The sequence below is a fragment of the Nonomuraea sp. NPDC049421 genome (genome assembly GCF_040677005.1).
Taxonomy (GTDB): Bacteria; Actinomycetota; Actinomycetes; order Streptosporangiales; family Streptosporangiaceae; genus Nonomuraea; species Nonomuraea salmonea.
The window spans coordinates 226,268-248,691 of sequence record NZ_JBFAQA010000011.1; the positions used below are offsets into that span (position 1 = coordinate 226,268).

Genomic DNA, 22,424 nt, shown 5'->3' on the forward strand with positions numbered 1-22,424 from the left:
CCTGCACGCTAACCCGCAGGCGGCTCCCTAAGCACGTACCCGACGCTGCGCAGCGTGTGGATGAGCCGCGGCTCGACGTCGTCCACCTTGCGCCGCAGATACGACACGTACGACTCGACCACCCCGGCGTCGCCGCCGAAGTCGTAGTTCCAGACGTGGTCGAGGATCTGCGCCTTCGACACCACCCGCCCGGCGTTGACCATGAAGTAGTGCAGCAGCTTGAACTCGGTCGGCGACAGGCGTACCTGCCGGCCGGCCCGCCACACCTCGCGCGAGTCCTCGTCCAGCTCCAGGTCGGCGACCTTGAGCTTGCTGACCGGCGCGGCGTCGCCGCGCGTGCGGCGCAGCACGGCGCGGATGCGCGCCTGCACCTCTTCCAGGCTGAACGGCTTGGTCACGTAGTCGTCGCCCACCCGCAGCCCGGCGATCTTGTCCTCGGTGGCGTCGCGGGCGGTGAGGAACAGCACGGGCGCGTCGATCCGCTTGGCCACCTCGAACCCGTCGAGGTCGGGCAGCATGACGTCGAGCACCACCAGGTCGGGCGAGGCGCGTACGGCGACCTCGACGGCCTCCTCGCCGTCGCTGGCGGTCAGCACCTCGAACCCGGAGAAGCGCAGGCTGGCGGCGAGCAGGTCCCTGATGCTGGGCTCGTCGTCCACGACCATGATCAACGCCTCGGCATTCGTCACCTACTTAGCGTGACGCAGCATGCTGAGGGTTTGCTGAACGCTCACTCCAAGGCGAGTGGGAGTTCGACGCGGAAGGTCGAGCCCGACTCGGGTGAGCTGGTCACGGTGACCGTGCCGTCGTGCGCCTCGACGAGGGCCTGCACGATGGCCAGGCCGAGCCCGCTGCCGCGGTCCTCGGCGGAGCGGCGGCGCGAGCGGGCGGAGTCGGCCCGGTAGAAGCGCTCGAAGACGTGCTCGACCTGCTCGGGGGTCAGCCCTGGGCCGCTGTCCACGACCTCGACGAACACCTTGTCCTTGGTGCCGCCGGCCCGCACGATGATCGGCGAGCCGGGCTCGGTGTGCACGATGGCGTTGGTGACGAGGTTGCTGATGACCTGGCGCAGCCGCACCTCGTCGCCGGAGACGATCAGCGCCGCGCCGCCGACCACGTCGAGCTTGATCTGCCGGTCCGGGGCGATGATCCTGGCATCCTGTACGGCGTCCGCGGCCAGCGCCAGCATGTCCACCGGCTGCACCCGCAGCGGCCGCTGCTGGTCCACCCTGGCGAGCAGCAGCAGGTCGTCCACCAGCAGGCTCATCCGCCCCGCGGCCTTCTCCACGCGCTGCATCAGCTCGGTGGTGTCGGCCTGCGGGTTCTGCCTGGCGTACTCGGCGAAGCCGCGGATCGAGGTCAGCGGGGTGCGCAGCTCGTGGGAGGCGTCGCCGACGAACTGCCGCATGCGGTCCTCGGAGCGGCGGGCCGCCTCCTCCGACGCCGACCTGGCGGCGAACGCGGCCTCGATCTGGGCCAGCATGCCGTTGAGCGACCTGGCCAGGCCGCCGACCTCCGTACGCGGGTCGAGGTCGGGCACCCTGCGGCCCAGCTCGCCGCCCGCGATGGCCTCGGCCGTACGCTCGATCTCGCCCAGCGGCCGCATGCTGTGCCGCACGGTCGTGACGCCGGCCACGGTCAGGATGAGCAGGATCCCGCCGCCGCCGAGCAGCTCGATCAAGGCGAGCCGCCGGGTGATGGCGTCCACCTCTTCGAGGTCGACCGCGACGACGAGCGTGCGCCACTGCCCCACGGTCTCCAGCACCCGCCACTCACCGTCACCACGCACGGCGGGCGCGGTGTAGGGGTCGCGGCCGGGCTCGGCCGACAGCACGGGCTTCGGCTTGGCGTCCACGTCGCGGTCGGTCAGCATCGGGACGAACGCGCCGCCGCGCTCCTTGACCAGCGCGATCGCGTCCGACTCGATGAGGATCGGCCGGTCGGGGGTCTCCCTGTCCTTGCGCCAGTCGCTCCTGACCTTCTTCTCCATGCGCGCGCTGAGCAGGTGGAGCTGGCTGTCCACCCGGTCGAGCAGGTAACCGTGCAGGACGGAGACGCTCACCAGGCCGATGAAGAACATGCCCATGCCGAGCAGCGCCAGCATCGACGCGATGAGCTTGATCCGCAGCGGCAGCCCGCGCATCAGGAGCTCGGTGGCAGGCGCATGACGTATCCGACGCCACGCAGGGTGTGGATGAGCCGGGGGCTGCGGTTGTCGATCTTGCGGCGCAGCACGGACACGTACGACTCGACGATCCCCACCTCGCCGCGGAAGTCGTAGTCCCACACGTGGTCGAGGATCTGCGGCTTGGACAGGACGCGGCCGGCGTTCGTCATGAAGTAGCGCAGCAGCTTGAACTCGGTGGGCGACAGCGCGACGGCGGTGCCGCCACGCCACACCTCGTGGCTCTCCTCGTCCAGCTCGATGTCGGCGAACGTCAGCCGGGGCGGCGCGGCCTGGGCGTCCCCGCTCGTCCGGCGCAGCACGGCGTGGATCCTCGCGACCACCTCCTCCAGGCTGAACGGCTTGGTGACGTAGTCGTCGCCGCCGATCGTGAGCCCGCGGATCTTGTCCTCGGTCTCGTCACGCGCGGTCAGGAACACCACCGGCGTGTGCAGCCCACCGCCGCGCATCCGCCTGACGATCTCGAAACCGTCCAGGTCGGGCAGCATGACGTCGAGCACGACGAGGTCAGGGCGGTGTCGTTGGACTGCGGCGACGGCGTCGTGGCCGCTCTTCGCCGTGGTCACGTCGAAACCCGCGAACCTCAGGCTCGCGGCGAGGAGCTCGAGGATGTTGGGGTCGTCCTCGACTATCAGCAGGCGTGATTCCATCAGTACCAAGGATGCCCTCATCGGACGAGTGCTGGGACAATTCCGGCAATGTGCCGGGCGATCGCGAGGCTCGACGTGGCCGCGGGTGAGGGCGCGTTGCGGACCAGGACGACGCGGCCGTGCACGTCCACGATGAAGTCGTCCACGAGCCTGCCGTCCCGCGCGACGGCCTGGGCGCGGACGCCGCCCCGCGCTCTTTCCAGGTCGGCGGCGGTGAGGTCGGGGACGTAGCGGCGCGCGGCCTCCAGGAAGGCGCCCTTGACGAGGGAGCCGTAGACCTCTTTGACGCCGGTACGCCAGTGGGTGCGTGCCATGCGAAGCGTGCCCGGCCAACCCAAAATTTGCCGAAAATTGCCGATGTTTCGCCACTTGTAGCCTTCGTACGCGAGCGCCAGCACCGCGTTCGGACCCACCAGCACGCCCCCGCCGATCCGCCGCGTCAGATGCACGCCCAGGAACGGGTAGCGCGGATCGGGCACCGGATAGATGAGGCCGCGCACCAGGTCCTGCGCGGCGCCCTTGAGCGCGTAGTACTCGCCCCTGAACGGCACGATCCGCACCTCGCCCGGCGCGCCCGCCATCCGGGCCACCGCGTCGGTGCCCAGGCCGCCGCAGACCACCAGCCGGTCGAAGGCCAGCCGCTGCCGCCCGGCCACCACCTCGACCTTGCCGGCGCGTTCCCTGATGGCCCTGACGGGGGCGTTCAGGCGTACGGACCCGCCCAGCTCCGCGACGTCCCGCGCGAGCCGGCGGGCGACGGCGAGGAAGTCGCAGATCGCGGTGTGCGGCGAGTGGATCGCGCCGACGCCGACCGCGTGCGGCTCGATCTCGCGCAGCGCGAGGCCGTCCAACTCGGCGATGTCCGGCACGCCGTTCGCGCGCGCCCGCTCGGCCAGGGCCGCGAGCAGCGGCCGCTCGGCGCGCGTGCTCGCCACCACCAGCTTGCCGACCTCCTGGTACGGCAGGTCATGCGCGGCGCAGTACTCCCTGAGCAGCGCCACGCCCTCCCGGCAGAGCCGCGCCTTGAGCGAGCCGGGCGGGTAGTAGATGCCCGCGTGCACCACGCCGCTGTTGTGCCCGGTCTGGTGGGCGCCGACGTGGCCCTCCTTCTCCAGCACGGTCACCTCGGCACCCCTGGCGCCGGCCAGCTCGCGCGCCACCGCCAGCCCGACGATGCCCGCGCCCACGACTCCGATCTTCTCCGTCACAAGCCGATTTTCCGACTTACCGCCCGTCCCCGCCATATCCGGCACGGGAGATCACGTGGCAGCGGCCAGGAATCGCCTGACCGCATCCAGCCACGCCGTCGGCTGATCGATGTGCGCCATGTGCCCCGCCTGCTCCAGAACGACCGCATCCGTGCACGGCGTCGACCGCACCAGCGAGGCCGGGAACGTCATGTCCTGGCGTCCGTGCAGCAGGAACAGCGGCACCCCCGACAACCGCTCGACGGCGTCGGGATAGCGGGCCGACGGAAACCGGCCCTCCCGCCAGGCCCGCAGATGACTACCGGTGAAGGTCACCCGCTCCAGTCGCTTGAGGTAACCGGGCAGCGACTCCTCCCGCCAGACGTCCAGCGGAGCGGTCGCGAACGCCGCGGCCCGGGTCAGCTCCGCCCCTTGCAGCGGCGAGGTGTCCCAGATCGACGGGTGCGCGGCGCTGCGGCGCTCGTACTCCTCCCATCCCTCGAACGCGTCCGCCGGCACCGGCAGCACGCTGCTGGAGGCGACGATCAGGCGGCGGACCAGGTAAGGAGCCTGAACGGCCAGTCGCTGCGCGATGAGACCGCCATAGGAGAAGCCGAGCACGTCCACCCGTGACGCGCCGATGAGTTCGACGAGATCGGCCACCATCGCGTCGGGAGTGAGCGGCTCGGCGACCGGAGAACGGCCGCACCCGCGCAGGTCGGGGAAGAGCAGGCGATGCTCGCCGGCCAACCTGTCCAGCGGCTCCACGAGGTAACTGTGATCCCAGTCGGGGCCACCGTGGATGACCAGCAAGGTGCGATCCGCGGGCCCGTCGAACTGTCGTACATGAAGCCGCATACCGGGATGCTAACCACCAAGTGGACCGGAATCGAACGTGAGTACGATGGGCTCATGTATCTGCCGCCGGAGTGGCCGCCCGAGGTCCGTCCGCCCAGCGTCCCCGACTGGGAGACCTCGGCCGTGGCCTGGCTGCTCGACGCGGTGCCGCCCGACTACCGGGCGTACGAGGTGCTCAGGCGGCATCCCGTGGCGCTGGCCGCGATGGCCCGCCACCACGTCAGGTCCGCCGTCGAGGCCGCCCGCGCCGGCTACCGCGCCGCCGCCGTCGATCTCAAGGGCCACCTGCCGCCCCACGCCATCGAGGCCGTGCTCGACACCTACCGCGAGGAGGGGCCCCGGCTGGTGCGGCTGCAGCGCTCGATCGAGGTGGTCGAGCGGGCGCTGCGCGGCGACATCTTCACCGCCACCATGCGCCGCTAGCGGGTGCGCCGGGCCAGGAACGTGATCACGCCGATGGCGAGCACGGCGGCGGCCAGCCAGATGAGGACGTCCGTGCCGGTCAGGCCACCGGACTCGGCGGCGGCTTGGGCGCTCTCCTCGGCCTCGCCTTCCGAGGGCGTCGGAGTCGGGGTGGGTGTGGGGGTGGGCTGGGCGGCCTCGGGGATCGGCACCCGGTAGACCGGGCTGCGCGGCCCCTCGCTGCCGGTGAGCAGCGCCTTGCCGTCGGCCGTGTACGCGATCGACTCCGCCTGCTTCAGGTCCGGCATCGTCACCCTGGTCAGCACCTCGCCCGAGGGCTTGTAGACGGTGGCGGAGAAGTAGGTGCGGACGACGTACGAGGAGCCGTCGGGCGCGTACGCGGCGTCCGTCGCCATGATGGGCGCGCCGGTGACCTTGCGCAACACGTTGACCCGGTCGGTGCGCAGCTTCTTGGGCGCGGCGTAGACCGACCCGGCGAACTCCTTGGACACGACGTACAGCCGCCCGGTCCTGGGGTTGACCATGATGCCCTCGGCGTTGCGCGCCCCGTCGGCGTACCGGAAGCGGTAGCGGACGGCGGGCAGCGTGGCGTCGGTGAGGTTGCGCGGCTCCATGACCTTGTAGACGGAGACGTTCGGCCAGGCGCCGTCGAGGTTGTCGCCGATGTCGGCGAACCAGAGCACGCCCCGCCCGGTCGCCGGGTCCTTGGAGGCGGCCATGGCCTCCCAGTCGCGCGCCTCGGCGCCGCGCAGCTGGAAGGTGGCCAGCGTGCGCCCGCCGCCGTCCACCGCGTAGAAGACGGGCGCGGCGGCGCTGTCGTTGTGGGTGTAGTAGACGCCGTCGTGGGTGGGTGAGACGGCCAGGCCGCTCGACTCGGTGATGCGCTCGTCCTTGAAGGTGAACAGCCTCTCCATGCCGTCGTCGCCGGGCGCCGCGAGCGCGGACGCGGCAGGCAGCAGGCACGCGGCCGCCACGACGGCGAGCAGTCTGATCACGAAGTCCCCCACGCCGCCATCATGCCCCACCGGCCGCTCAGGCGGTCGCGACCGCGCCGACGCGGGCGCTGTGCCGGTGGAAGCCCAGCCCCTGCAGCACCACCAGCAGCGCGTTGGCCGCCGTCATGGCCGCCCACAACCCGGTGATGCCCCAGGTCCGCGCCACCGGGACGACGGAGACGAGCAGCAGCCCGTACGCGAGCGCGAAATACCCGAGGCTGGACGACGACCGTTTGAGCGCCGTCAGCCCCATGCCGCGCACGGCCTGCGCCGCGTCGAACGCCGCGGAGACCAGCATCAGCGGCAGCAGCCCGAGCACCCGCTCCCGCCCGGCCGGATCCTCGGTGAACAGCCCGGTGAACGGTTGGCCGGCCACCAGCAGGAGCACCGCGACCACGAGCGTCCCCGAGACGGCGAGCAGCGCCGCGACGCGCCCGGCCCGCCGCGCTCCGGCGGTGTCGGAGGCGCGGGCGATCTCGGGCACCGCGGCCTGCGCGATGGACAGCGACACCATCATGATCAGGCCCGTCAGCGTGGTGAGCACGGCGTGGGCGGCGGTGTCGCGGGTGTTCGTGGTGCCCGCCGCGAACGTCACCACGCCCAGCACCGCGAACTTCACCAGCACGGTCGCGGCCAGCGGGAGGCTGACCCTGGCCAGCTTGACGATCTCGCGCGGCCGCGGCCGGCTCTGCCCCACCGGGCGGCCGACGGCCCTGCGCACGTTGAAGGCCGCCACACCCGCCGACGTCACGCCGCCCACCAGCCAGGCGATGCCCACCCCCGTCAGCCCCAGCGACGGCACGAGCAGCGCGGTGAGCCCGCCCAGCGCGACGCCGTAGGTCAGGGTGGGCCAGAGCACGTTACGGTTGCGTCCGAGCGCGACCAGGATGGTGCTGGCGCCGCCGGTGGAGGCGAAGATGAGCACGTATCCGGCGAGGAACCAGGGCAGCAGCCCCATCTCGGCCACCACCTCGTCCGGCACCCCGGTGACGGTGGCGAGCAGCGGCACGCACACCACCGCGACCGCCCCCAGCGCGCCCGCCGCCAGGCTGAGCCAGCGCGCGTCGCGGATCACCGGCACGGCGGCCGCCGGGTCGTCGCGGAAGGGCGCGACGAACGGCCCCAGCCCGCGCAGCGCCCCCTGCACGGCCGCGGACGCCGGGTTGAGCACGGCCGTCACCACCGCGAACGCGGCCAGCGTCACCGTGTCGTGCTGCCCCAGCACCGAGGTCACCACCAGCGAGCCGACCATGCCGGCGATCATCGCCAGGCAGAGCGGCACCGCCGCGCGGAGCAGGGTGAGCACGAGCCGATGTCCGGGGGGCGACGCGGCGGATTTCACCCGTCGAGCGTATGGCCTGGAGTGCACTCCAGGTCTTTAGGGTTGGACGACATGGAATACGTCACACTCGGACGCAGCGGTCTCCTCGTGAGCCCGCTCTGCCTCGGCACCATGAACTTCGGCCCGCGCACGACGGAGGAAGACTCCTTCGCCATCATGGACCGGGCTCACGAGCTGGGGCTGAACTTCTTCGACACGGCCAACGTGTACGGCGGCGTCAAGGGCGAGGGCATCACCGAGACCATCGTGGGCCGGTGGTTCGCTCAGGGCGGGGGCCGCAGGGAGCGTACGGTCATCGCGACCAAGGTCTACGGCGACATGGGCGACTGGCCCAACGAGCGCCGGCTGTCGGCGCTCAACATCCGCCGCGCCGCCGACGCCTCGCTCAAGCGGCTGCAGACCGACTACATCGACATCTACCAGGCCCACCACGTCGACAGGCTCACGCCGTTCGACGAGTTCTGGGAGGCCATGGAGGTCCTGCGGCAGCAGGGCAAGATCATTTACGTGGGTTCGTCGAACTTCGCCGGCTGGCACCTCGCCAAGGCGCAGGAGACCGCGGCCCGCCGCAACTTCATGGGCCTGGTCAGCGAGCAGACCCACTACAACCTCCTGACCCGCGCGCCGGAGCTGGAGGTGCTGCCCGCGGCCGAGGACTACGGGCTCGGCGTGATCCCGTGGAGCCCGCTGGCCGGGGGCCTGCTCGGCGGCGTGCTGCGCAAGATCGACAAGGGCCGCTCGGCCGCCGAGAACATGGTCAAGCAGCTCGACAAGCACCGCGACCAGATCGAGGCGTACGAGAAGTTCTGCGACGAGCTGAACGAGGACCCGGCGAACGTGGCGCTGGCCTGGCTGCTCAAGCAGCGCGCGGTCGCCGCCCCGATCATCGGCCCGCGCACGATGGAGCAGCTGGAGGGCAGCCTGCGGGCGCTGGAGATCGACCTGGACGAGGCCGCCCTGGCCCGCCTCGACGACATCTTCCCCGGCCACCGCACCGCCCCGGAGGACTACGCCTGGTAGACCCTGAGCGCGTCGCCGTCCGTCCCCGTGACGGCCGGCGACGCGGCCGGCGAGCAGGAGGGGGTCACACGTCGGACACAGGCCCTTGTCAGGCGGCCGGGAGCGCCGGCCGGAACCCGGCCGGGCGGTCAGGTGAGTGCGGCTCCGACGATGACGATCAGCAGGAGCAGGCCCAGCACGACGGGCAGCAGCCAGGAGCGAGGACGGTCCACGACGTGGAGCCTAGCTCTGCTCGGCGGGTGCCAGCGCCCATTCGGCGAGTGACTCGTACCTCATCTGGGCCCCGGTGTGGCTGCGGACGAGCCGCACCCGCTCGGCCCGCCACGGCGACCCGCTGAACCCGGAGAGGGCCTCGACCAGCGGCCGGAGATCGGTCTCCGTCTTGGCGCGGGCCAGCGTGAGGTGCGGATGGAAGCGTTTCTCATCCGTCTGCACGGCCCCGGCCCGCCGCGCCCCCGCCTTGACGGAGTCGGCCAGCCTGACCATGGAGTCACCGGTGAGGCCCGCCCAGAAGACCCGCGCCCGGCGTACGGACGAGAAGGCCCCGAACCCGTCGAAGGCCAGCTCAGGAGCGGCGTGGCGGCGCACGGCGCGGGCGAGCCGCACCTCCAGCTCCGGCAGCACCCGCTCGGGCACCTCACCGAAGAACCCGAGCGTGATGTGCCAGAACTCCCGATCCGGCCACCGCAGCCCAGGCACCTGCCCGACGTACGGCCCGATGACCTCGGCGACCTCGTCCAGCACCGCATCGGGCGGCACCACCGCCGCGAACAACCTCATAGCCCTCATCCTGCCGAACGACCCACGCCATAAGAAGCCGCCCAGATGGCACCGGTGTGTCAGGAGAGGTCGAACTCACCCTTCGACGCGCCGTCCAGGAAGGCCCGCCACTCGTCCGGGGTGAAGGTCAGCACTGGGCCCGTCCCTTGGTCCTTGGTGTCGCGCACGAGGACGCTGTCGTCCGGCCGGCGCATCACCTCTACGCAGCTGCCGCCGTTTCCGCCCGACGCCTCGGCTTTGGTCCACACGCCTACCGTCAGACCGCCCGTTTCAGCCATAGCTCGCCATCACCTCGTGAATCGTCTCCCGGCTCCTGTCCACCGGGTGCGCGATGCTCGCAAGAATCTCCCACCGCACGATAAGCGCTTGTACGGTCTCGGCGCGATTGGTCACACGCCCTTCCTCAGCGCTTTCCAGGTAGGCGTGGTCCGCCCCGCCGTCCAGGAGCGTCGCCACTTCGAAGGCGCCGAGGCAGCCCGTCGTCAGCCCCGCAGAGAGCGGCACGATGCGCACCGTGACGTATGGAGGCCGCAGGACGTCGAGGATCCTGGCCAGTTGGGCCCGCATCACGTCCCGCCCGCCGACCGGGCGGCGGAGGACGCTCTCGTCGACGAGGGCCGAGTACAGCGGCGGCCGGGCGCGGGCGAGGACGGCCTGCCGGTGCATCCGGAACCGGACGGCCTGCCGCATGTCCGCGTCGGCGACCCCTGGCTCTCCCAGGAACACCTGCGTGGCGTAGTCCTCGGTCTGGAGCAGCCCTGGGATCAGCATCGGCTCCCAGGTCCTGATCGTGTGCGCCGACGTCTCGACCCGTGGCCACTCCCGGAACCACTTCGGCGCCATGGTGTGCCCCTGGATCACCGGCACCAGCTCCATGAGCTCACCGTCGAGACCGAGCGCCTTCTCGACCGCGCGGGTGTAGTCGCCGGTCGGCTTGCGCATCAGGCGCTCGACGTGGCCCACGGCGCTCTCGCTGTAGGGCAGCAGGCTCGCGAGGCGCTCCTGGCTCAGGCCCTGGCCCAGCCGGAACCTGCGCTGCCGCCTGGCGAACTCCTTCCACGCCTCTTTGCCCGGGTCGTCCCCCTCGGCTGCCATCTTGCGCTCCTTTGGACACGCAGCGTGCTGGCCTACTAACTGTAAGGGAACTGTACGCCCGCTATCAGCCCCTGCGAGCCGCGGAAAGCCCATGCTGATGAGACTCCGCGTACAAGCCGGATCGGTGGTGTAACCCTGACGGGCCGAGGTGAGCATGCAAAGAACCCCGACGTACACGAGCTTCAAGGTCTGGCTGATCGACGAGCTGGACAACCCGACACGGCTGCCCGCGCTGGCGCGGCGGGAGCTGCGCGGATGGGTGCGGGATCATCCGGCGCTGGAGGACCTGCAGCTCGTCGCCTCCGAACTCGTGGCCAACGCGCTGGAGCACGGACGCGGCCCCTGGGTGCGGATGAGCCTGCTCCCTGTACAGGAAAGAGAACGCCCCTACTGGCGGCTCGCCGTCATCGACCCCGGCAGGACCGGAGCCGTCCCCCTGCCCCGCATACCGGGCCCGGACGAGCCACGCGGGCGCGGCCTGTGGCTCGTGGACGGCCTGACCGGTGGTTGCTGGGGCACCGACCTCACCCGCGTCGGGGAGCGCGTCGTCTGGGCGCTGCTCGCCCGCTGACCCGCTCAGTACGAGTGGCCCGTACAAAAAGAACGGCCCGCACAGAACGAAGCGGGCGCCCGCGTACGGACGCCCGCTTCCCCCACGACGACGGCGGAAATGACTCATGCCATCGCTAGCGCCGACCTCTCCACCCGAGTGGTGATGAGCCGGGTCATCAGGACGGCCGCCCCGGTGCCGACGAGGACCAGCACGCCGGAGAGCAGCACGCCCGTCCGCGGCCCGCCGAGCTCGGACAGCCAGCCGATCAACGGCGCGCCCAGCGGCGCCCCGCCGGTGAAGACGAGCATGTAGATGCCCATCACGCGGCCCCGCATCTCGGGCGAGGTGGCGATCTGCACGCTGGCGTTCGCGGCCGTGTTGATGGTGATCAACGCGATCCCGGTCGGCACCAGCAGCAGCAGGTAGATCGGGTAGAACGGCGCGACGGCCGTGGCGATCTGGAACAGTCCGAATCCGATCGCCCCCGCGAACAGCACCTTGCGCGACAGTCTGGCCCGCCGCGCGGCCAGCAGGGCGCCGGCGAGCGCGCCGACCGCGAACATGCTGGAGGCGAGCCCGAACGAGGACGCCCCGGCGCCGAACACTTCGCGGGCCATGAGCGCGATCGACATCGAGAACGACTGCGAGAACATCGACACGAACGCGATCAGCAGCACCGGCATGAGGATCTCCTCGTGCCGGAGCACGTAGCGCAGCCCCTCGCGCAGCTGCCCCTTGGCCCTGGGGACGGGCTCGGACAGGTTGAGCTCGGACTTGCGCATGAAGACCAGGCTGGAGATCACGCCGCCGAAGGTCAGCGCGTTGATCAGGAAGATCGGCCCGGTGCCGCCCAGCACGTAGATCAGGATGCCGGCCAGGGCGGGCCCGACCACGCGCGCCAGGTTGAAGATGGAGCTGTTGAGCGCGATCGCGTTGGGCAGGTCGTTACGGCCGACCATCTCGACCACGAACGCCTGCCGGGTCGGCACCTCCACGCAGGAGATCATGCCGAGCAGGAACGCCATCACGTACACGTGCCACACCTGGGCGCTGCCGGTCATCGTCAGGATGCCGATGGTCAGCGCGAGCCCGGCCATGAGGGTCTGGGCTCCGATGAGGATGGGCCGCTTGGGGTAGCGGTCGGCGAGCACACCGCCGAACATGCCGAACAGCAGCATCGGCAGGAACTGCAGGGCGGTGGCCGTGCCGAGCGCGGAGGCGCTGCCGTGGGTCAGGTCGAGGACCAGCCAGTCCTGGGCGGTGCGCTGCAGCCAGGTGCCCACGTTGGAGACGGCGCCCCCGGCTGCGAACATGCGGTAGTTGCGAACCTTGAGAGACCGGAACATCCCGGTCCTGGGTTCTTCAGGCTCTAGATCTGGCTGAGCTTCTCCAGAATCGGCGCCGCCTGCCTGAGGATCGACCTCTCCTCCGGCGACAGCTCCTTCAACCGCTGCGCCAGCCACGCCTCCTTGCGGCGGCGTTCCTCCTTCAGCAGCTTCTCTGCGGCCTCGGTCACCGAGACGGTCACCTGGCGCCGATCGGTCGGATGCGGGGTGCGCGAGACCAGCCCGCGTTCCTCGAGCGCGGCGATCACGCGCGTCATCGAGGGCGGCTGCACCTTCTCGAGCTCGGCCAATTCGCCGGGGGTTATCCCGGAATGCCGATGCACCGCGGCGAGCGTCGCGAACTGGGTGGCCGTCAGCGAGTGTGCCGCTGCCTGTCGTCGGAGTCTTCGGTTCAGCCTGGCGAGTGAAACGCGCAGGGCTGAAGCGAGACCTGCGTCGCTGCGCAGGTCCATCTTGGGCTTGGTGTTGGTTAGCATGAGTCATTACCTTTGCTAACTATACGGCATGGCAAGATATTTCCCGAATCAAGGTCTTCTGTCCCCTTGATACCCGAGAGCCGCCCCGCGTGCGCGGAGCGGCTCCCGAGCCCTCTTTCTACAGGTCCGTACGGCCTCCTCGGACCGTCAGATGCCGAGCAGCGCCCTGATCGGGCCGATCGCGAAGTAGAGCGCGAACAGCACGGCCACGATCCACAGCAGCGGGTGCAGCTCGCGGCCCTTGCCGCGGACCACCTTGATCAGCACGTACGTGATGAAGCCCGCGCCGATGCCGTTCGACACCGAGTACGTGAACGGCATGATGACGATCGTGAGGAACGCCGGGATGGCGATCTCGAAGTCGTTCCAGTCGATGTCGCGCACGGCGGTCATCATCATGAAGCCCACCAGCACCAGCGCCGGGGCGGCGGCCTCGTACGGGACGACCGTGACGAGCGGCGCGAAGAAGATGGCGACGAGGAACAGCGCGCCGGTCACCACGCTGGCCAGCCCGGTGCGGGCGCCCTCGGCGACACCCGACGCCGACTCGATGTAGGTGGTGTTCGAGGAGACCGAGCCCGCGCCGCCGGCCGCCGCGCCGATCGAGTCGACGAGCAGGATCTGCTTGGTACGCGGCAGCGTGCCGTCCTCCTGCACCAGCCCCGCCTGGCGGCCGACGCCGACCATCGTGCCCATGGTGTCGAAGAAGTCCGTGATGAGCAGGGTGAACACGAACAGCCCCGCCAGCAGCACATCGATGCGGACGAAGCCGCCGAACGGGTCGAACTCGGTGAACAGCGTGAGCGGGTTGTGGAAGCCGAAGATCTGCTCGGGCACGGAGGGGCGGTTGAGCTGCCAGCCGCCGGGGTTCTCCGGTGAGAAGGCGCCGGCCTTGGCGATCGCCTCCACGATGATCGCGAGGACGGTGGTGCCGACGATGCCGATGAGGATCGCGCCCTTGACCTTGCGGGCCACCAGGGCGGCCGTGGCGAGCAGGCCGATGATGAAGACGAGGATCGGCCACGAGGTGAGGTTGCCGCCGATGCCCAGCTCCAGCGGCGTGCCGGCGGCCTTGCGCACGAACCCGGCGTCCACGAACCCGATGAGCGCGATGAACAGGCCGATGCCCACGCTGATCGCGGTCTTCAACGGGGCCGGGATGGCGTGGAAGATCGCCGTCCGCAGCCCGGTGAGCACCAGGATCGTGATGATGATGCCCTCGAGGAAGACCAGGCCCATGGCCTCCTCCCAGGTCATGACCGAGGCGATGGTGAACGTCACGAAGGCGTTCAGGCCCAGCCCGGCCGCCATGGCGAACGGCACCTTGCCGACGACGCCCATGAGGATGGTCAGCACGCCCGCCACGAACGCCGTGCCCGCGGCGACCAAGGCCACGTTGGGCGCGGAACCATCACCGATGTACTCACCGGTGACGTCCTTGCCGGTGCCGATGATGAGGGGATTCAGCACCACGATGTACGCCATGGTGAAGAACGTGGCCAGACCGCCCCGTACTTCACGGGAGATCGTCGAGCCTCGTTCAGAGATCTGGAAGAAACGGTCGATAGCCGTACGAGTGTCACTCACGACGCGAAGAGTGACAGCAGGGATGAGCTGCGAAAAGAGCCAGTGATGAGATCGAGACCCTATTGGAAGCTAGGCTGGATACGTGGACAAGCAGTGGCATCCCGACCCGCCGCCCATCAAAACGAACGACACGGCCGCCATCGGCGTCGGCACCGGCCTGTGGGCGCTCGCGCTCGTGGCGCTGCTGATCTTCCGTCCCGCCCCGGAGAACACGTGGTGGATCTGGACCTGCGTGACCGGGGTCGCGTTCGGGCTGTTCGGCATCTGGTTCGTCCGCCGTCCCGGCCGCGACTGACATTCGTCATCTCCGGCCGATCCTCGAAGTCATCCGGAAGTGGTGTTTTCACCCACTACATCGGCATATAGCTGTCGAACCATGCTGGACAGCATGAAGAAGCCGATCGTGACGCTCCTGCTGGGAGCGGCGTTCCTCACCGCCTGCGGCAGCGGCGGCTCCCCTGCCCCGCCCAGCGCGACCCCCGCGCCGAGCAGCAGTGGCAGCAGTGGCACCAGTGACCAGGGCTCCATCGCGTGGGGCGCCTGCACCGACCTCATGGGCGCCGACGGCAAGCCCGCCACGCCCGGCCCCGGCGTCGAGTGCGCCAAGCTGCCGGTCCCCCTCGACTACGCCAAACCGGACGGCGAGAAGATCGACCTCGCGCTCATCCGCGTCAAGGCCACCGGTGACCGCCTCGGCTCGCTCGTGTTCAACTTCGGCGGCCCCGGCGCCTCCGGCGTGGACACCCTCGCCCTCGCCTCCGCCGCGTTCACCAAGCTCGGCACCCGCTACGACCTGGTCAGCTTCGACCCGCGCGGCGTGGACCGCAGCGCCGGCGTCCGCTGCGGCGGCACCGTCGAGAAGCTGCTCGCCGCCGGCCACGGCGAGGACCAGGACGAACTGGCCGCCGAGTTCGCCGCCGCGTGCGAGAAGGACTCCGGCGAAGTGCTGCCGCACGTCGGCACCGTGAACGCGGCCAAGGACCTCGACCAGATGCGCGTCGCGCTGGGCGACGACAAGCTCAACTACCTCGGCTTCTCCTACGGCACCCACCTCGGCGCCGTCTACGCCACCCACTTCCCCAAGAACGTCGGCCGCTTCGTCCTCGACAGCGCCTTCGACCCGACGGTGACGTTCGAGGAGCGGGCGGTCATCCAGGCGGGCGGGTTCGACGCCGCCTTCGAGGCGTTCGCCGCGGACTGCGTCGCCCAGAGCTGCGAGATCGGCGCGTCCCCCGCCAACGTCGAGAAGAACGTCCTGGACCTGCTCGAACAGCTCAAGACCAAGCCCATCAAGGTGGGTGAGCGCGAGCTGACGTACGGGCTGGCGCAGCTCGCCGTCATCACCCCGCTGTACGCCAAGCAGAGCTGGCCGGCGCTGGAGCAGTCCGTCGCCGCGGCGCGCAAGGGCGACGGCACCATGCTGCTCGCCCTGGCCGACGCCTACACCGGGCGGCGGGCCGACGGGACGTACAACACGTCCATGAGCAGCCTGATGGCCATCAACTGCGCCGACAACAGCGAACGGCCCACCGCGGCCGACGTCGCGCGGATGGACACCAAGATCCGCAAGATCTTCCCGATCCTGTCGGTGGACGGCTCCTCCTCGGCGTGCGCCCACTGGCCGGTGCCGGGCGACGACGAGGCCAAGCGCATCGACGCCACCGGCTCGGCGCCCATCGTGGTCGTCGGCGGCAAGGGCGACCCCGCCACGCCGTACGAGTGGGCCACCAAGCTCACCGCCCAGCTCAAGACCGGGGTCCTGGTCACGTACGAGGGTGAGGGCCACGGCGCGTACCTGAGCGGCAGCCAGTGCGTGATGGGCCTGGTGGACGCGTACCTGCTGGACGGCGAACTCCCGGACAAGGGCGCCACCTGCCCCGCCTGACTCAGGAGGGGCAGGCGCACGGGACTCACCCCACCCTCACGCCGGCGGCGGCTCAGGTCCTTGAGACCGCCGCTCAGGCCGGGCGGGTGCGGGCGCGGAAGGCTGCCGCCTTGACGCGGCTCTGGCAGGAGCGGGAGCAGAACTGGCGGACGGCGTTGCGTGAGGAGTCGACGTACACGCGGTCGCAGGGGGCGGCACGGCACACCCCGAGCCGCCCGCCGAGGTCGCTGCCGATGGCCAGGGTGAGCGCGGAGGCGAACCCCGCGCTCCAGCCCACGGCGAGCGTGTCGTCGGCCCCGTGGAAGTGCACCTGCCACGGCTCCCCCGGTGCCCGGTCGAGCTGCGGCCGGGCACCGGTGCTGACGACGAGGGCGTTGACGACGGCGGCGGCGTCGTCCTCCCGCCCGGCCTCCATCGCCTCGAACACCCGGCGCACCTTGAGCGTGCTGCCGGCCAGGTAAAGCGCCTCGTCCATGGACACCGCCACCCCACCCGGCAACACCTCCCCGATCGCGCCCGGCAACTCGTCCCCCTTGGGCGCGGCATACGGCCTGCTGCCCTGATGACCGTCGGTCAGCGCGTTGACCATCGCGACCGCCGTGTCGAGCAGGATCGCCACGTGACTATCGAACAGCATTTGACCGGTCACCTCTGAAGCCGTAGTGTGCGTGACCGACGTTACCACTGTCGTCGGTCACGCACAGGGGGGATCCAGATGCCGCGCACCGTGTGGTGGCTCCTGCTCGCACGGGCGATCAACCGGCTCGGAGCCTTCTCGCTGGGCTTCCTCACCGTCCTCATGACCACCGACTTCGGCGCCGACCCCGCGACGGCCGGCCTCATCACGGCCGCGTTCGGCGTGGCCACCATCCCGTCCCGGCTGGTCGGCGGCGTACTCGCCGACCGCTTCGGCCGCCGCCGCACGATCGTCACCGGCCTCACCGCCTGCGCCGTGGCCCAGGCGGGCATCGCGTTCGCCGGTTCTGTGGCGCTGGTGGCCGTCTTCGCGGTCCTGCTCGGGCTGGTCTTCGAGCTCTACGAGCCGCCGTCCCAGGCGATCATCGCCGACACCGTACGTCCGGCGCGCCAGGCTCAGGCGTACAGCCTGTTCAACACCGCCATGGCCGTGGGCGGCCTGGGCGCGGGCCTGATCGCGGCCGCCCTCGGCCGCTGGGACCTGCGCTGGCTCTTCATCGTGGACGCCGCCACCTGCCTGGCCTGCGCCACCCTGATCCTCGCCGCCCTCCCCAAAGACCCCCACACCCCGCGCCGCCAGGCGACCACCACCACGTCCGTAGCCTCTCCGCGTCCCAGCCCCGCCCCCGCCACCCCACCCGCCTCAGCGGTGTGGCGGGACCGTTCGCTGCTCGTGCTGCTGCTCTCCGGCACGCTGTTCGCCCTCATCGCCATGCAGGTGATCATCGCGATGCCGCTCGCCCTGGTGGCGCGCGGGCTGGCGGCGGCCGACGCCGGGCTGCTGACCGCCGTCTCCGCCGTCGTCATGGTGGCCTGCCAGCCGCTGCTGCCCAAGCCGGCGTCCCTGTCGCACCACACCGCGATGACCCTCGGCTACGCCCTGCTCGCCACCGGCCTCGCCGGCTACGCCGTGGCAGCCGACCTGCCGGGGCACCTCGCCGCCACGGTGGTGCTGAGCGGGGGCGAGCTGCTGATGTTCGGCCGCAGCTACGCCCTGGTCGCCGCGATCGCCCCCGAGCACGCCCGCGCCCGCTACCTGTCGGTCTTCGGCACCTCGTGGGGCTTCGCGACCGTGCTGGCCCCGCTCTGCGGCACCTGGCTCATCGAGCGGACGGGACCGGCAGGGCTGTGGGGCACCCTGGCCCTCACCGCCCTGCTCCTCGCCGTCGCGCAACCCCTCGTCGTCAGGCCGCTGCTGGACCGCCCCGCCCTGACGACGACGGGATGACATCTAGGACAGATCGGCCTCGGCAAGCAGCAGCGGCACCGCCGCCGGATCACGCAGGAGCGCCGCCACCGCGAGCCGGTCGTTCCACTGCCCGGTGGCCCACGCCAGCCCCCTGGCCAGCCCATCGACCCCGGTGCAGTGCACCGACCCCTCGAAGAACCGCCACGCGCACTCCACACCGTCCACGAGCAGCTTCTCGTGCTCGACATACGTCTCGGGCGCCGTGGGCAGCAACGAGCGCACCTCGGCGGGCACCGGCCGCGTCACCCCCTCCGAGGTGACCTCACCGGAGGTCAGCTCACCGGCGAGCGGCAGGTCGAGCAGCTCGGACAGCGCCTCGGCCAGATCGTACGGGGCCAGCACCAGAGGCCGGTCGGCGACGAGCTGGAGCAGGTCGGGCGCCTCCACCACGACGGCGTCGTCGGCCGAGGCCACCACGATGGCCCCGCGCAGCACGGCACGCACCCGCGCGGGCGGCGCCACCCGCGAAGGATCGACGGCGGCGAGCGCGACCCACAGCGACCGCAGCTGCGCCCGATCGACCTCGATCGACTCGTCGGCCATCAGGTCGAGCAGCTCTTCAGGCCCGCCGTGGGAGGCCAGCAGGTCGGGCAGCGTCGTACGGACGCCGAGCATGGACAGCGCCGCCTCGTCGAGCCCGGTGGGCGCGTCGGCGTAGAGGCCCTGCAGCAGCGGGTCGGCGCCGGGGAGCCGCAGCTCCGAAGGCCTGCGCCCGCCGAGCACCGGATGGTTGGCCAGCCACCACGCCGTGTAGGACGGCACCTCGACGCCCTCGACCCGCAGCGGATGCAGCGCGGCCCGCAGCGGCGGCGTGGTCAGCAGCCGCAGCGCGGCCGGCCAGTCGGCCACCAGCTCCAGGTCGCGCACGGCCACGAACTCGGGCACCAGCGGCGGCACGTCGAGGTCGGGCAGCAGGTCGAGCACGTGGTCGAGCCAGTCGGCCTCGCCGTCGAGGTCGTGGTCGCAGTCGTCGGGGTCGAGCAGCACGTCGGCGTCGTGGACGACCGCGAAGCCGTCGAGCACGCCCGCCGCCGCCAGCACCCGCGGCCCGTACGCCTCCGCCAGCTCGGACGCCGCCACCCCGAGATGCGTGTCGGGCTCGAGCAGCCCGGCCAGCGCCCCGTCGGCCAGCATCAGCTCGCCGGCCGGGTAGAGGTCGCCGTCGCTGCCGCGCAGCGCCAGCTCGGCCAGCCACGGCGCCTCGCCGGGCGCCAGCCCGGACGCCTCGACCAGCGACAGCACGGCCTTCGCCACCGGCTCGGGGTCGGGGCTGTCGAGCGACTGGGAGACGGCGGCCTTGGTCAGCGGGTCGTCGAGCACCGTGCGGGGCGTCGCCTCTGCCGCGCCGAGCCGCAGCAGCGCCGGGTGGGCCGCCTCGGGGTGCACGATGCGCAGCCCGAGCGGCGTCAGGTCGAGCTCGGCGCCGCCGTCGGTGAGGATCAGCGTGCCGCGCGGGCCGCGTACGAGCCGGCCGTCGGTCAGCGGCACCGGCAGCGCGCCCAGCGACTCGGGGTCGTCGGCCGGCAGCACCTCATAGAGCGAACGCCACCACGACGGCTCGCGCCCCTCCACGGCCTCGCCCGACAGCAGGTCGACGACGTCGGCCAGCTCGATCCTGCGCACGCCGAGCGCCGCCATGGCGGGGTGGCGGGCGTTCCAGCCGGCGGGCAGCAGGCCGGGCACGAAACCGGCGATCGCCGCCAGGAACTCGGCGGACGCGCCGGGCACGACAGCGGCCTCGCGGCCGGCCACCACCCAGCCGTCGCCCTCGGGCTCGGGCGCGGGATGCTCGACCCGCCACTCGGCGTCGGGCTCGTAGACCCGCTCGTCGGCGAACGACGGGGTCTGGACGACGGGCGCGGGTGCCGACAGCGCGGGCAGCAGCGGTGTGGCGGGCAGCCGCTGCAGCACCGCCCGGCGGATGCGGGCGTCGAGCTCGCCCTTGCCCATCAGCGACGGAACGAGATCGAGCAGCCTGGACGTGCGGGGCAGCTCGCGCAGCAGGCGTACGTAGGCGTCGGCGACCCGCTCGACCAGGAAGTCGGTCAGCGGCCCCTTGGCGACGTGGCGCCGGTCGGTGGCCATCGGGAACGACGCGATCAGCAGCGCGGGCAGGTCGATCGGCTCGTCGCTGGGGGTCGGCGCGTGCACCACGGGCGGCACGACGGCGGGCAGCGCGCCGGGCTCGCCCGTGCCGGTGACCGGGACGGCCCAGCGCAGCGACCAGAAGGGGCGGGCCCGCTCCTCGGTGGGCCGGTCGGCGAACAGCCGCGCGACCTCTTCCTGGGTGAACTCGCCCGACTCCGACACGACGTGCCAGCCCTCGGCCACCACCGTGCGCGTCTCGCCGTCGAGCTCGATCTCGATGCGCTCCAGCGCGGGCAGGCCGAGCAGCAGCGCGGGGCTGGTCTCGGTCAGCATCGTGCGGACCGCCTCGACGCTCGCGTGGTCGCGCAGCGGCAGGCGTACGAGGGTGTCGAAGCCCTCGGGGATGTCGACGAACGGCGGCTCGTCGAACGGCAGCCGCAGCAGCGGCACGTGACCGCCCCGGCCGGCCAGCTCGCCCGCCAGCGCCGGGATGTCGGCCACCAGCGCCGCGGTCTCCGTACGGGACCAGCGGACCGCCCCGTGGCCGCGCGAGCCGATCGACGGCGCGTCGCACACCGACACCACCGCCGCGAACCCGACACCGAACCTGCCCGCCGCCCCTGCCTCGTCACGCTTGCCCGAGGCGCGCAGCGTGGACAGGCTCTCGACGCCGGTGGCGTCGAGCGGCGCGCCGGTGTTGGCGGCCGTCAGCACCTCACCGCGCAGCGTCAGCCGCAGCACGCCCGGCACGCCCGCCCGCAGCGCCGCGTCGGCCGCGTTCTGGGCCAGCTCGACGATCAGCCGGTCGCGGTAACCGCCGAGCGCGAAGTCCTCCTCCGCGTTGGCGTCCTCGCGGAACCGGGCGGGCGAGGCCGTCCACGCGGACAGGACGGCCGCGCGCATCCGGTCAGTGCCGTAGGTGTCGCTCATCGATCACGATCCTGGTAGAGAGGGTTGGGGGCCACCGTAGGTTAGCGGCCCGCACCGACACTCACGATCAGGAATGGCCGAGCTCTTCGGAAGCCGACTCGTCGACCGAGCCCGCCTCCTCCTCCATGAGGTCATAGCCCAGGTCGTCGAGGATCGGGATCGCCTGCTCGACCGGCGGCGGCGACACGGCGGCCTCCGAATGGGCGCCGCAGCCGTGGTCGGCGGCGACGACCTTGCCGTCGTCGGGCGCGTATTCGTTAGTGCAGACTCCGAACATCTGCCGCAGCCCACCCGCGAGCAGCCAGTAGAAGCCGCAGGTGGAGCACTGCGCGGGAGCGGCGTGTGCGATCGGCGTGTGCGGCCCGTGCTCGCCCGAGTGCCAGCGTCTGGCAGCCCGGTCCTTGCCGATGGCCGAGAGCACACGTGCCCGGCCCAGGCCGTACTCGAAAACCGCCTGATGCTCGGCGTCGTCGTCGGTCTCGGTGAAACCCGGCACCAGCCTGTCGTCGTCGTCGGCGGTCGGCAGCAGATCGCCCACCCCGAGGTCGCCGGGACGCAACCGCTCACTCCACGGCAGCCACTCGGGCGCCAGCAGCGCGCCGGTGCCGGGGAGCAGGACCGCCTCGCTGACCGTCACCTTCTTCGCCCGCGACGCGCGCGTGACGGTGACGGCCCACCGCCAGCCGCGATAGGCGCGGTCCTGGCAGGCGAAGTAGTGGGTGACGATCCGGTCGCCTTCGCTCTCGTAGCCGAGGTGCTCACCGGGCTCGCCCGGCCGCGCAAGCTCCCCGGCCGCGGCGCGCGCCAGATCGACGGCGGCGACACAGGCCTGGTCGGGAGCGGAGACACGGGCCCTGGTGCGGCTCATCGGCCCGCCTCCGCCGAAAGGTGCTGTTCGCTCACACTTCATTCTCACCCATCGAGCGACCCGCGGGACCCACAACCGCGCATCCCGCCCCCAATTCCCCCACCCGTTCCCCGCCCCTCGGCCCTCCGGTGCCCGCCCCTCCGGCGGCCGTCCCGCAGGTCGTGACCCTTACCAGGCGACGGCGGATCCGGCCTTCTCCCGGGCTGGTTCT

22 protein-coding genes are annotated in these 22,424 nt (G+C 71.4%); 6 read left to right on the top strand and 16 right to left on the bottom strand.

The window, feature by feature from the left end:
* Window positions 1–8: 8 nt before the first annotated feature.
* Genes AB0K18_RS20845 through AB0K18_RS20865 form a run of 5 tightly spaced genes read right to left on the bottom strand, consistent with a single transcriptional unit; the run spans window position 9 to window position 4,880 of the window.
* A complete protein-coding gene (locus AB0K18_RS20845) occupies window positions 9–689 on the bottom strand; it encodes a response regulator transcription factor (RefSeq protein ID WP_345391119.1) in 681 nt (226 codons plus the stop codon).
* A gap of 41 nt (window positions 690–730) precedes the next feature.
* Window positions 731–2,143, bottom strand: a complete 1,413-nt coding sequence (locus AB0K18_RS20850) for a HAMP domain-containing sensor histidine kinase (protein ID WP_364916413.1) — start codon at window positions 2,141–2,143, stop codon at window positions 731–733.
* Complete coding sequence (locus AB0K18_RS20855) at window positions 2,143–2,835, bottom strand: response regulator transcription factor (RefSeq protein WP_355414940.1); 693 nt, start codon at window positions 2,833–2,835, stop codon at window positions 2,143–2,145. Before AB0K18_RS20855 ends, AB0K18_RS20850 begins: the two co-directional genes overlap by 1 nt.
* A gap of 17 nt (window positions 2,836–2,852) precedes the next feature.
* Window positions 2,853–4,079 (bottom strand): L-2-hydroxyglutarate oxidase, encoded by a 1,227-nt coding sequence (lhgO, locus tag AB0K18_RS20860; RefSeq protein ID WP_364916416.1) that lies wholly within the window; start codon window positions 4,077–4,079, stop codon window positions 2,853–2,855.
* Window positions 4,080–4,094: 15 nt separating this feature from the next.
* Window positions 4,095–4,880: an alpha/beta hydrolase gene (locus AB0K18_RS20865; RefSeq protein WP_364916419.1), complete on the bottom strand. Its 786-nt coding sequence runs from the start codon at window positions 4,878–4,880 to the stop codon at window positions 4,095–4,097.
* Between the two features lie 54 nt (window positions 4,881–4,934).
* Here AB0K18_RS20865 and AB0K18_RS20870 point away from each other — a divergent pair, with 54 nt between their 5' ends.
* Window positions 4,935–5,303, top strand: a complete 369-nt coding sequence (locus tag AB0K18_RS20870) for a hypothetical protein (protein WP_364916422.1) — start codon at window positions 4,935–4,937, stop codon at window positions 5,301–5,303.
* Here AB0K18_RS20870 and AB0K18_RS20875 read toward each other — a convergent pair.
* Together AB0K18_RS20875 and AB0K18_RS20880 are read right to left on the bottom strand one after the other, a co-directional pair.
* Window positions 5,300–6,310: a hypothetical protein gene (locus AB0K18_RS20875; RefSeq protein WP_364916425.1), complete on the bottom strand. Its 1,011-nt coding sequence runs from the start codon at window positions 6,308–6,310 to the stop codon at window positions 5,300–5,302. The genes AB0K18_RS20870 and AB0K18_RS20875 overlap by 4 nt on opposite strands.
* A gap of 25 nt (window positions 6,311–6,335) precedes the next feature.
* Window positions 6,336–7,640 carry an MATE family efflux transporter gene (locus AB0K18_RS20880; RefSeq protein ID WP_364916428.1) on the bottom strand — a complete coding sequence of 435 codons (1,305 nt, stop codon included), beginning with the start codon at window positions 7,638–7,640 and terminating at the stop codon, window positions 6,336–6,338.
* A gap of 51 nt (window positions 7,641–7,691) precedes the next feature.
* Between AB0K18_RS20880 and AB0K18_RS20885 the strand changes: the two genes are divergently transcribed.
* Entirely contained in the window at window positions 7,692–8,660 is a 969-nt protein-coding gene (locus AB0K18_RS20885) for an aldo/keto reductase (RefSeq protein WP_364916431.1), read from the top strand.
* 222 nt (window positions 8,661–8,882) lie between these two features.
* On the opposite strand, the gene thpR is transcribed toward AB0K18_RS20885, so the two are convergent.
* From thpR to AB0K18_RS20900, 3 genes are read right to left on the bottom strand one after another with little or no spacing between them, the layout of a single operon-like run.
* Window positions 8,883–9,440 (bottom strand): RNA 2',3'-cyclic phosphodiesterase, encoded by a 558-nt coding sequence (gene thpR / locus AB0K18_RS20890; RefSeq protein ID WP_364916434.1) that lies wholly within the window; start codon window positions 9,438–9,440, stop codon window positions 8,883–8,885.
* A gap of 59 nt (window positions 9,441–9,499) precedes the next feature.
* Entirely contained in the window at window positions 9,500–9,718 is a 219-nt protein-coding gene (locus tag AB0K18_RS20895; RefSeq protein ID WP_364916437.1) for a DUF397 domain-containing protein, read from the bottom strand.
* Window positions 9,711–10,535: a helix-turn-helix transcriptional regulator gene (locus AB0K18_RS20900; RefSeq protein ID WP_364916440.1), complete on the bottom strand. Its 825-nt coding sequence runs from the start codon at window positions 10,533–10,535 to the stop codon at window positions 9,711–9,713. The genes AB0K18_RS20895 and AB0K18_RS20900 overlap by 8 nt, the downstream gene beginning before the upstream one ends.
* Before the next feature lie 154 nt (window positions 10,536–10,689).
* Here AB0K18_RS20900 and AB0K18_RS20905 point away from each other — a divergent pair, with 154 nt between their 5' ends.
* On the top strand, window positions 10,690–11,106 hold the full coding sequence (locus AB0K18_RS20905; RefSeq protein WP_364916443.1) for an ATP-binding protein: 417 nt from the start codon (window positions 10,690–10,692) through the stop codon (window positions 11,104–11,106).
* A gap of 104 nt (window positions 11,107–11,210) precedes the next feature.
* Here AB0K18_RS20905 and AB0K18_RS20910 read toward each other — a convergent pair whose 3' ends face one another.
* The 3 genes from AB0K18_RS20910 to AB0K18_RS20920 form a co-directional block, all read right to left on the bottom strand.
* A complete protein-coding gene (locus tag AB0K18_RS20910) occupies window positions 11,211–12,434 on the bottom strand; it encodes an MFS transporter (RefSeq protein ID WP_364916446.1) in 1,224 nt (407 codons plus the stop codon).
* 23 nt (window positions 12,435–12,457) lie between these two features.
* Window positions 12,458–12,910: a MarR family transcriptional regulator gene (locus tag AB0K18_RS20915; protein WP_345391160.1), complete on the bottom strand. Its 453-nt coding sequence runs from the start codon at window positions 12,908–12,910 to the stop codon at window positions 12,458–12,460.
* A 147-nt stretch (window positions 12,911–13,057) separates the two neighbouring features.
* Complete coding sequence (locus AB0K18_RS20920) at window positions 13,058–14,497, bottom strand: NCS2 family permease (RefSeq protein ID WP_364575208.1); 1,440 nt, start codon at window positions 14,495–14,497, stop codon at window positions 13,058–13,060.
* A gap of 82 nt (window positions 14,498–14,579) precedes the next feature.
* Here AB0K18_RS20920 and AB0K18_RS20925 point away from each other — a divergent pair, with 82 nt between their 5' ends.
* Both AB0K18_RS20925 and AB0K18_RS20930 read left to right on the top strand, forming a co-directional pair.
* Window positions 14,580–14,792 (top strand): DUF2530 domain-containing protein, encoded by a 213-nt coding sequence (locus AB0K18_RS20925; protein WP_364916448.1) that lies wholly within the window; start codon window positions 14,580–14,582, stop codon window positions 14,790–14,792.
* 93 nt (window positions 14,793–14,885) lie between these two features.
* Window positions 14,886–16,382: an alpha/beta hydrolase gene (locus tag AB0K18_RS20930; protein ID WP_364916452.1), complete on the top strand. Its 1,497-nt coding sequence runs from the start codon at window positions 14,886–14,888 to the stop codon at window positions 16,380–16,382.
* Window positions 16,383–16,455: 73 nt separating this feature from the next.
* Here the strand turns inward: AB0K18_RS20930 and AB0K18_RS20935 are convergent, their stop codons facing one another.
* Window positions 16,456–17,019, bottom strand: a complete 564-nt coding sequence (locus tag AB0K18_RS20935) for a CGNR zinc finger domain-containing protein (RefSeq protein WP_364916455.1) — start codon at window positions 17,017–17,019, stop codon at window positions 16,456–16,458.
* Window positions 17,020–17,097: 78 nt separating this feature from the next.
* Between AB0K18_RS20935 and AB0K18_RS20940 the strand changes: the two genes are divergently transcribed.
* Window positions 17,098–18,306: an MFS transporter gene (locus tag AB0K18_RS20940; protein WP_364916458.1), complete on the top strand. Its 1,209-nt coding sequence runs from the start codon at window positions 17,098–17,100 to the stop codon at window positions 18,304–18,306.
* A 3-nt stretch (window positions 18,307–18,309) separates the two neighbouring features.
* On the opposite strand, the gene AB0K18_RS20945 is transcribed toward AB0K18_RS20940, so the two are convergent.
* Both AB0K18_RS20945 and AB0K18_RS20950 read right to left on the bottom strand, forming a co-directional pair.
* Window positions 18,310–21,345 (bottom strand): hypothetical protein, encoded by a 3,036-nt coding sequence (locus tag AB0K18_RS20945; protein WP_364916460.1) that lies wholly within the window; start codon window positions 21,343–21,345, stop codon window positions 18,310–18,312.
* Window positions 21,346–21,412: 67 nt separating this feature from the next.
* Window positions 21,413–22,213, bottom strand: coding sequence for a DUF3027 domain-containing protein (locus tag AB0K18_RS20950; protein WP_364916463.1), 801 nt, complete (start codon window positions 22,211–22,213; stop codon window positions 21,413–21,415).
* Window positions 22,214–22,424: the final 211 nt, after the last annotated feature.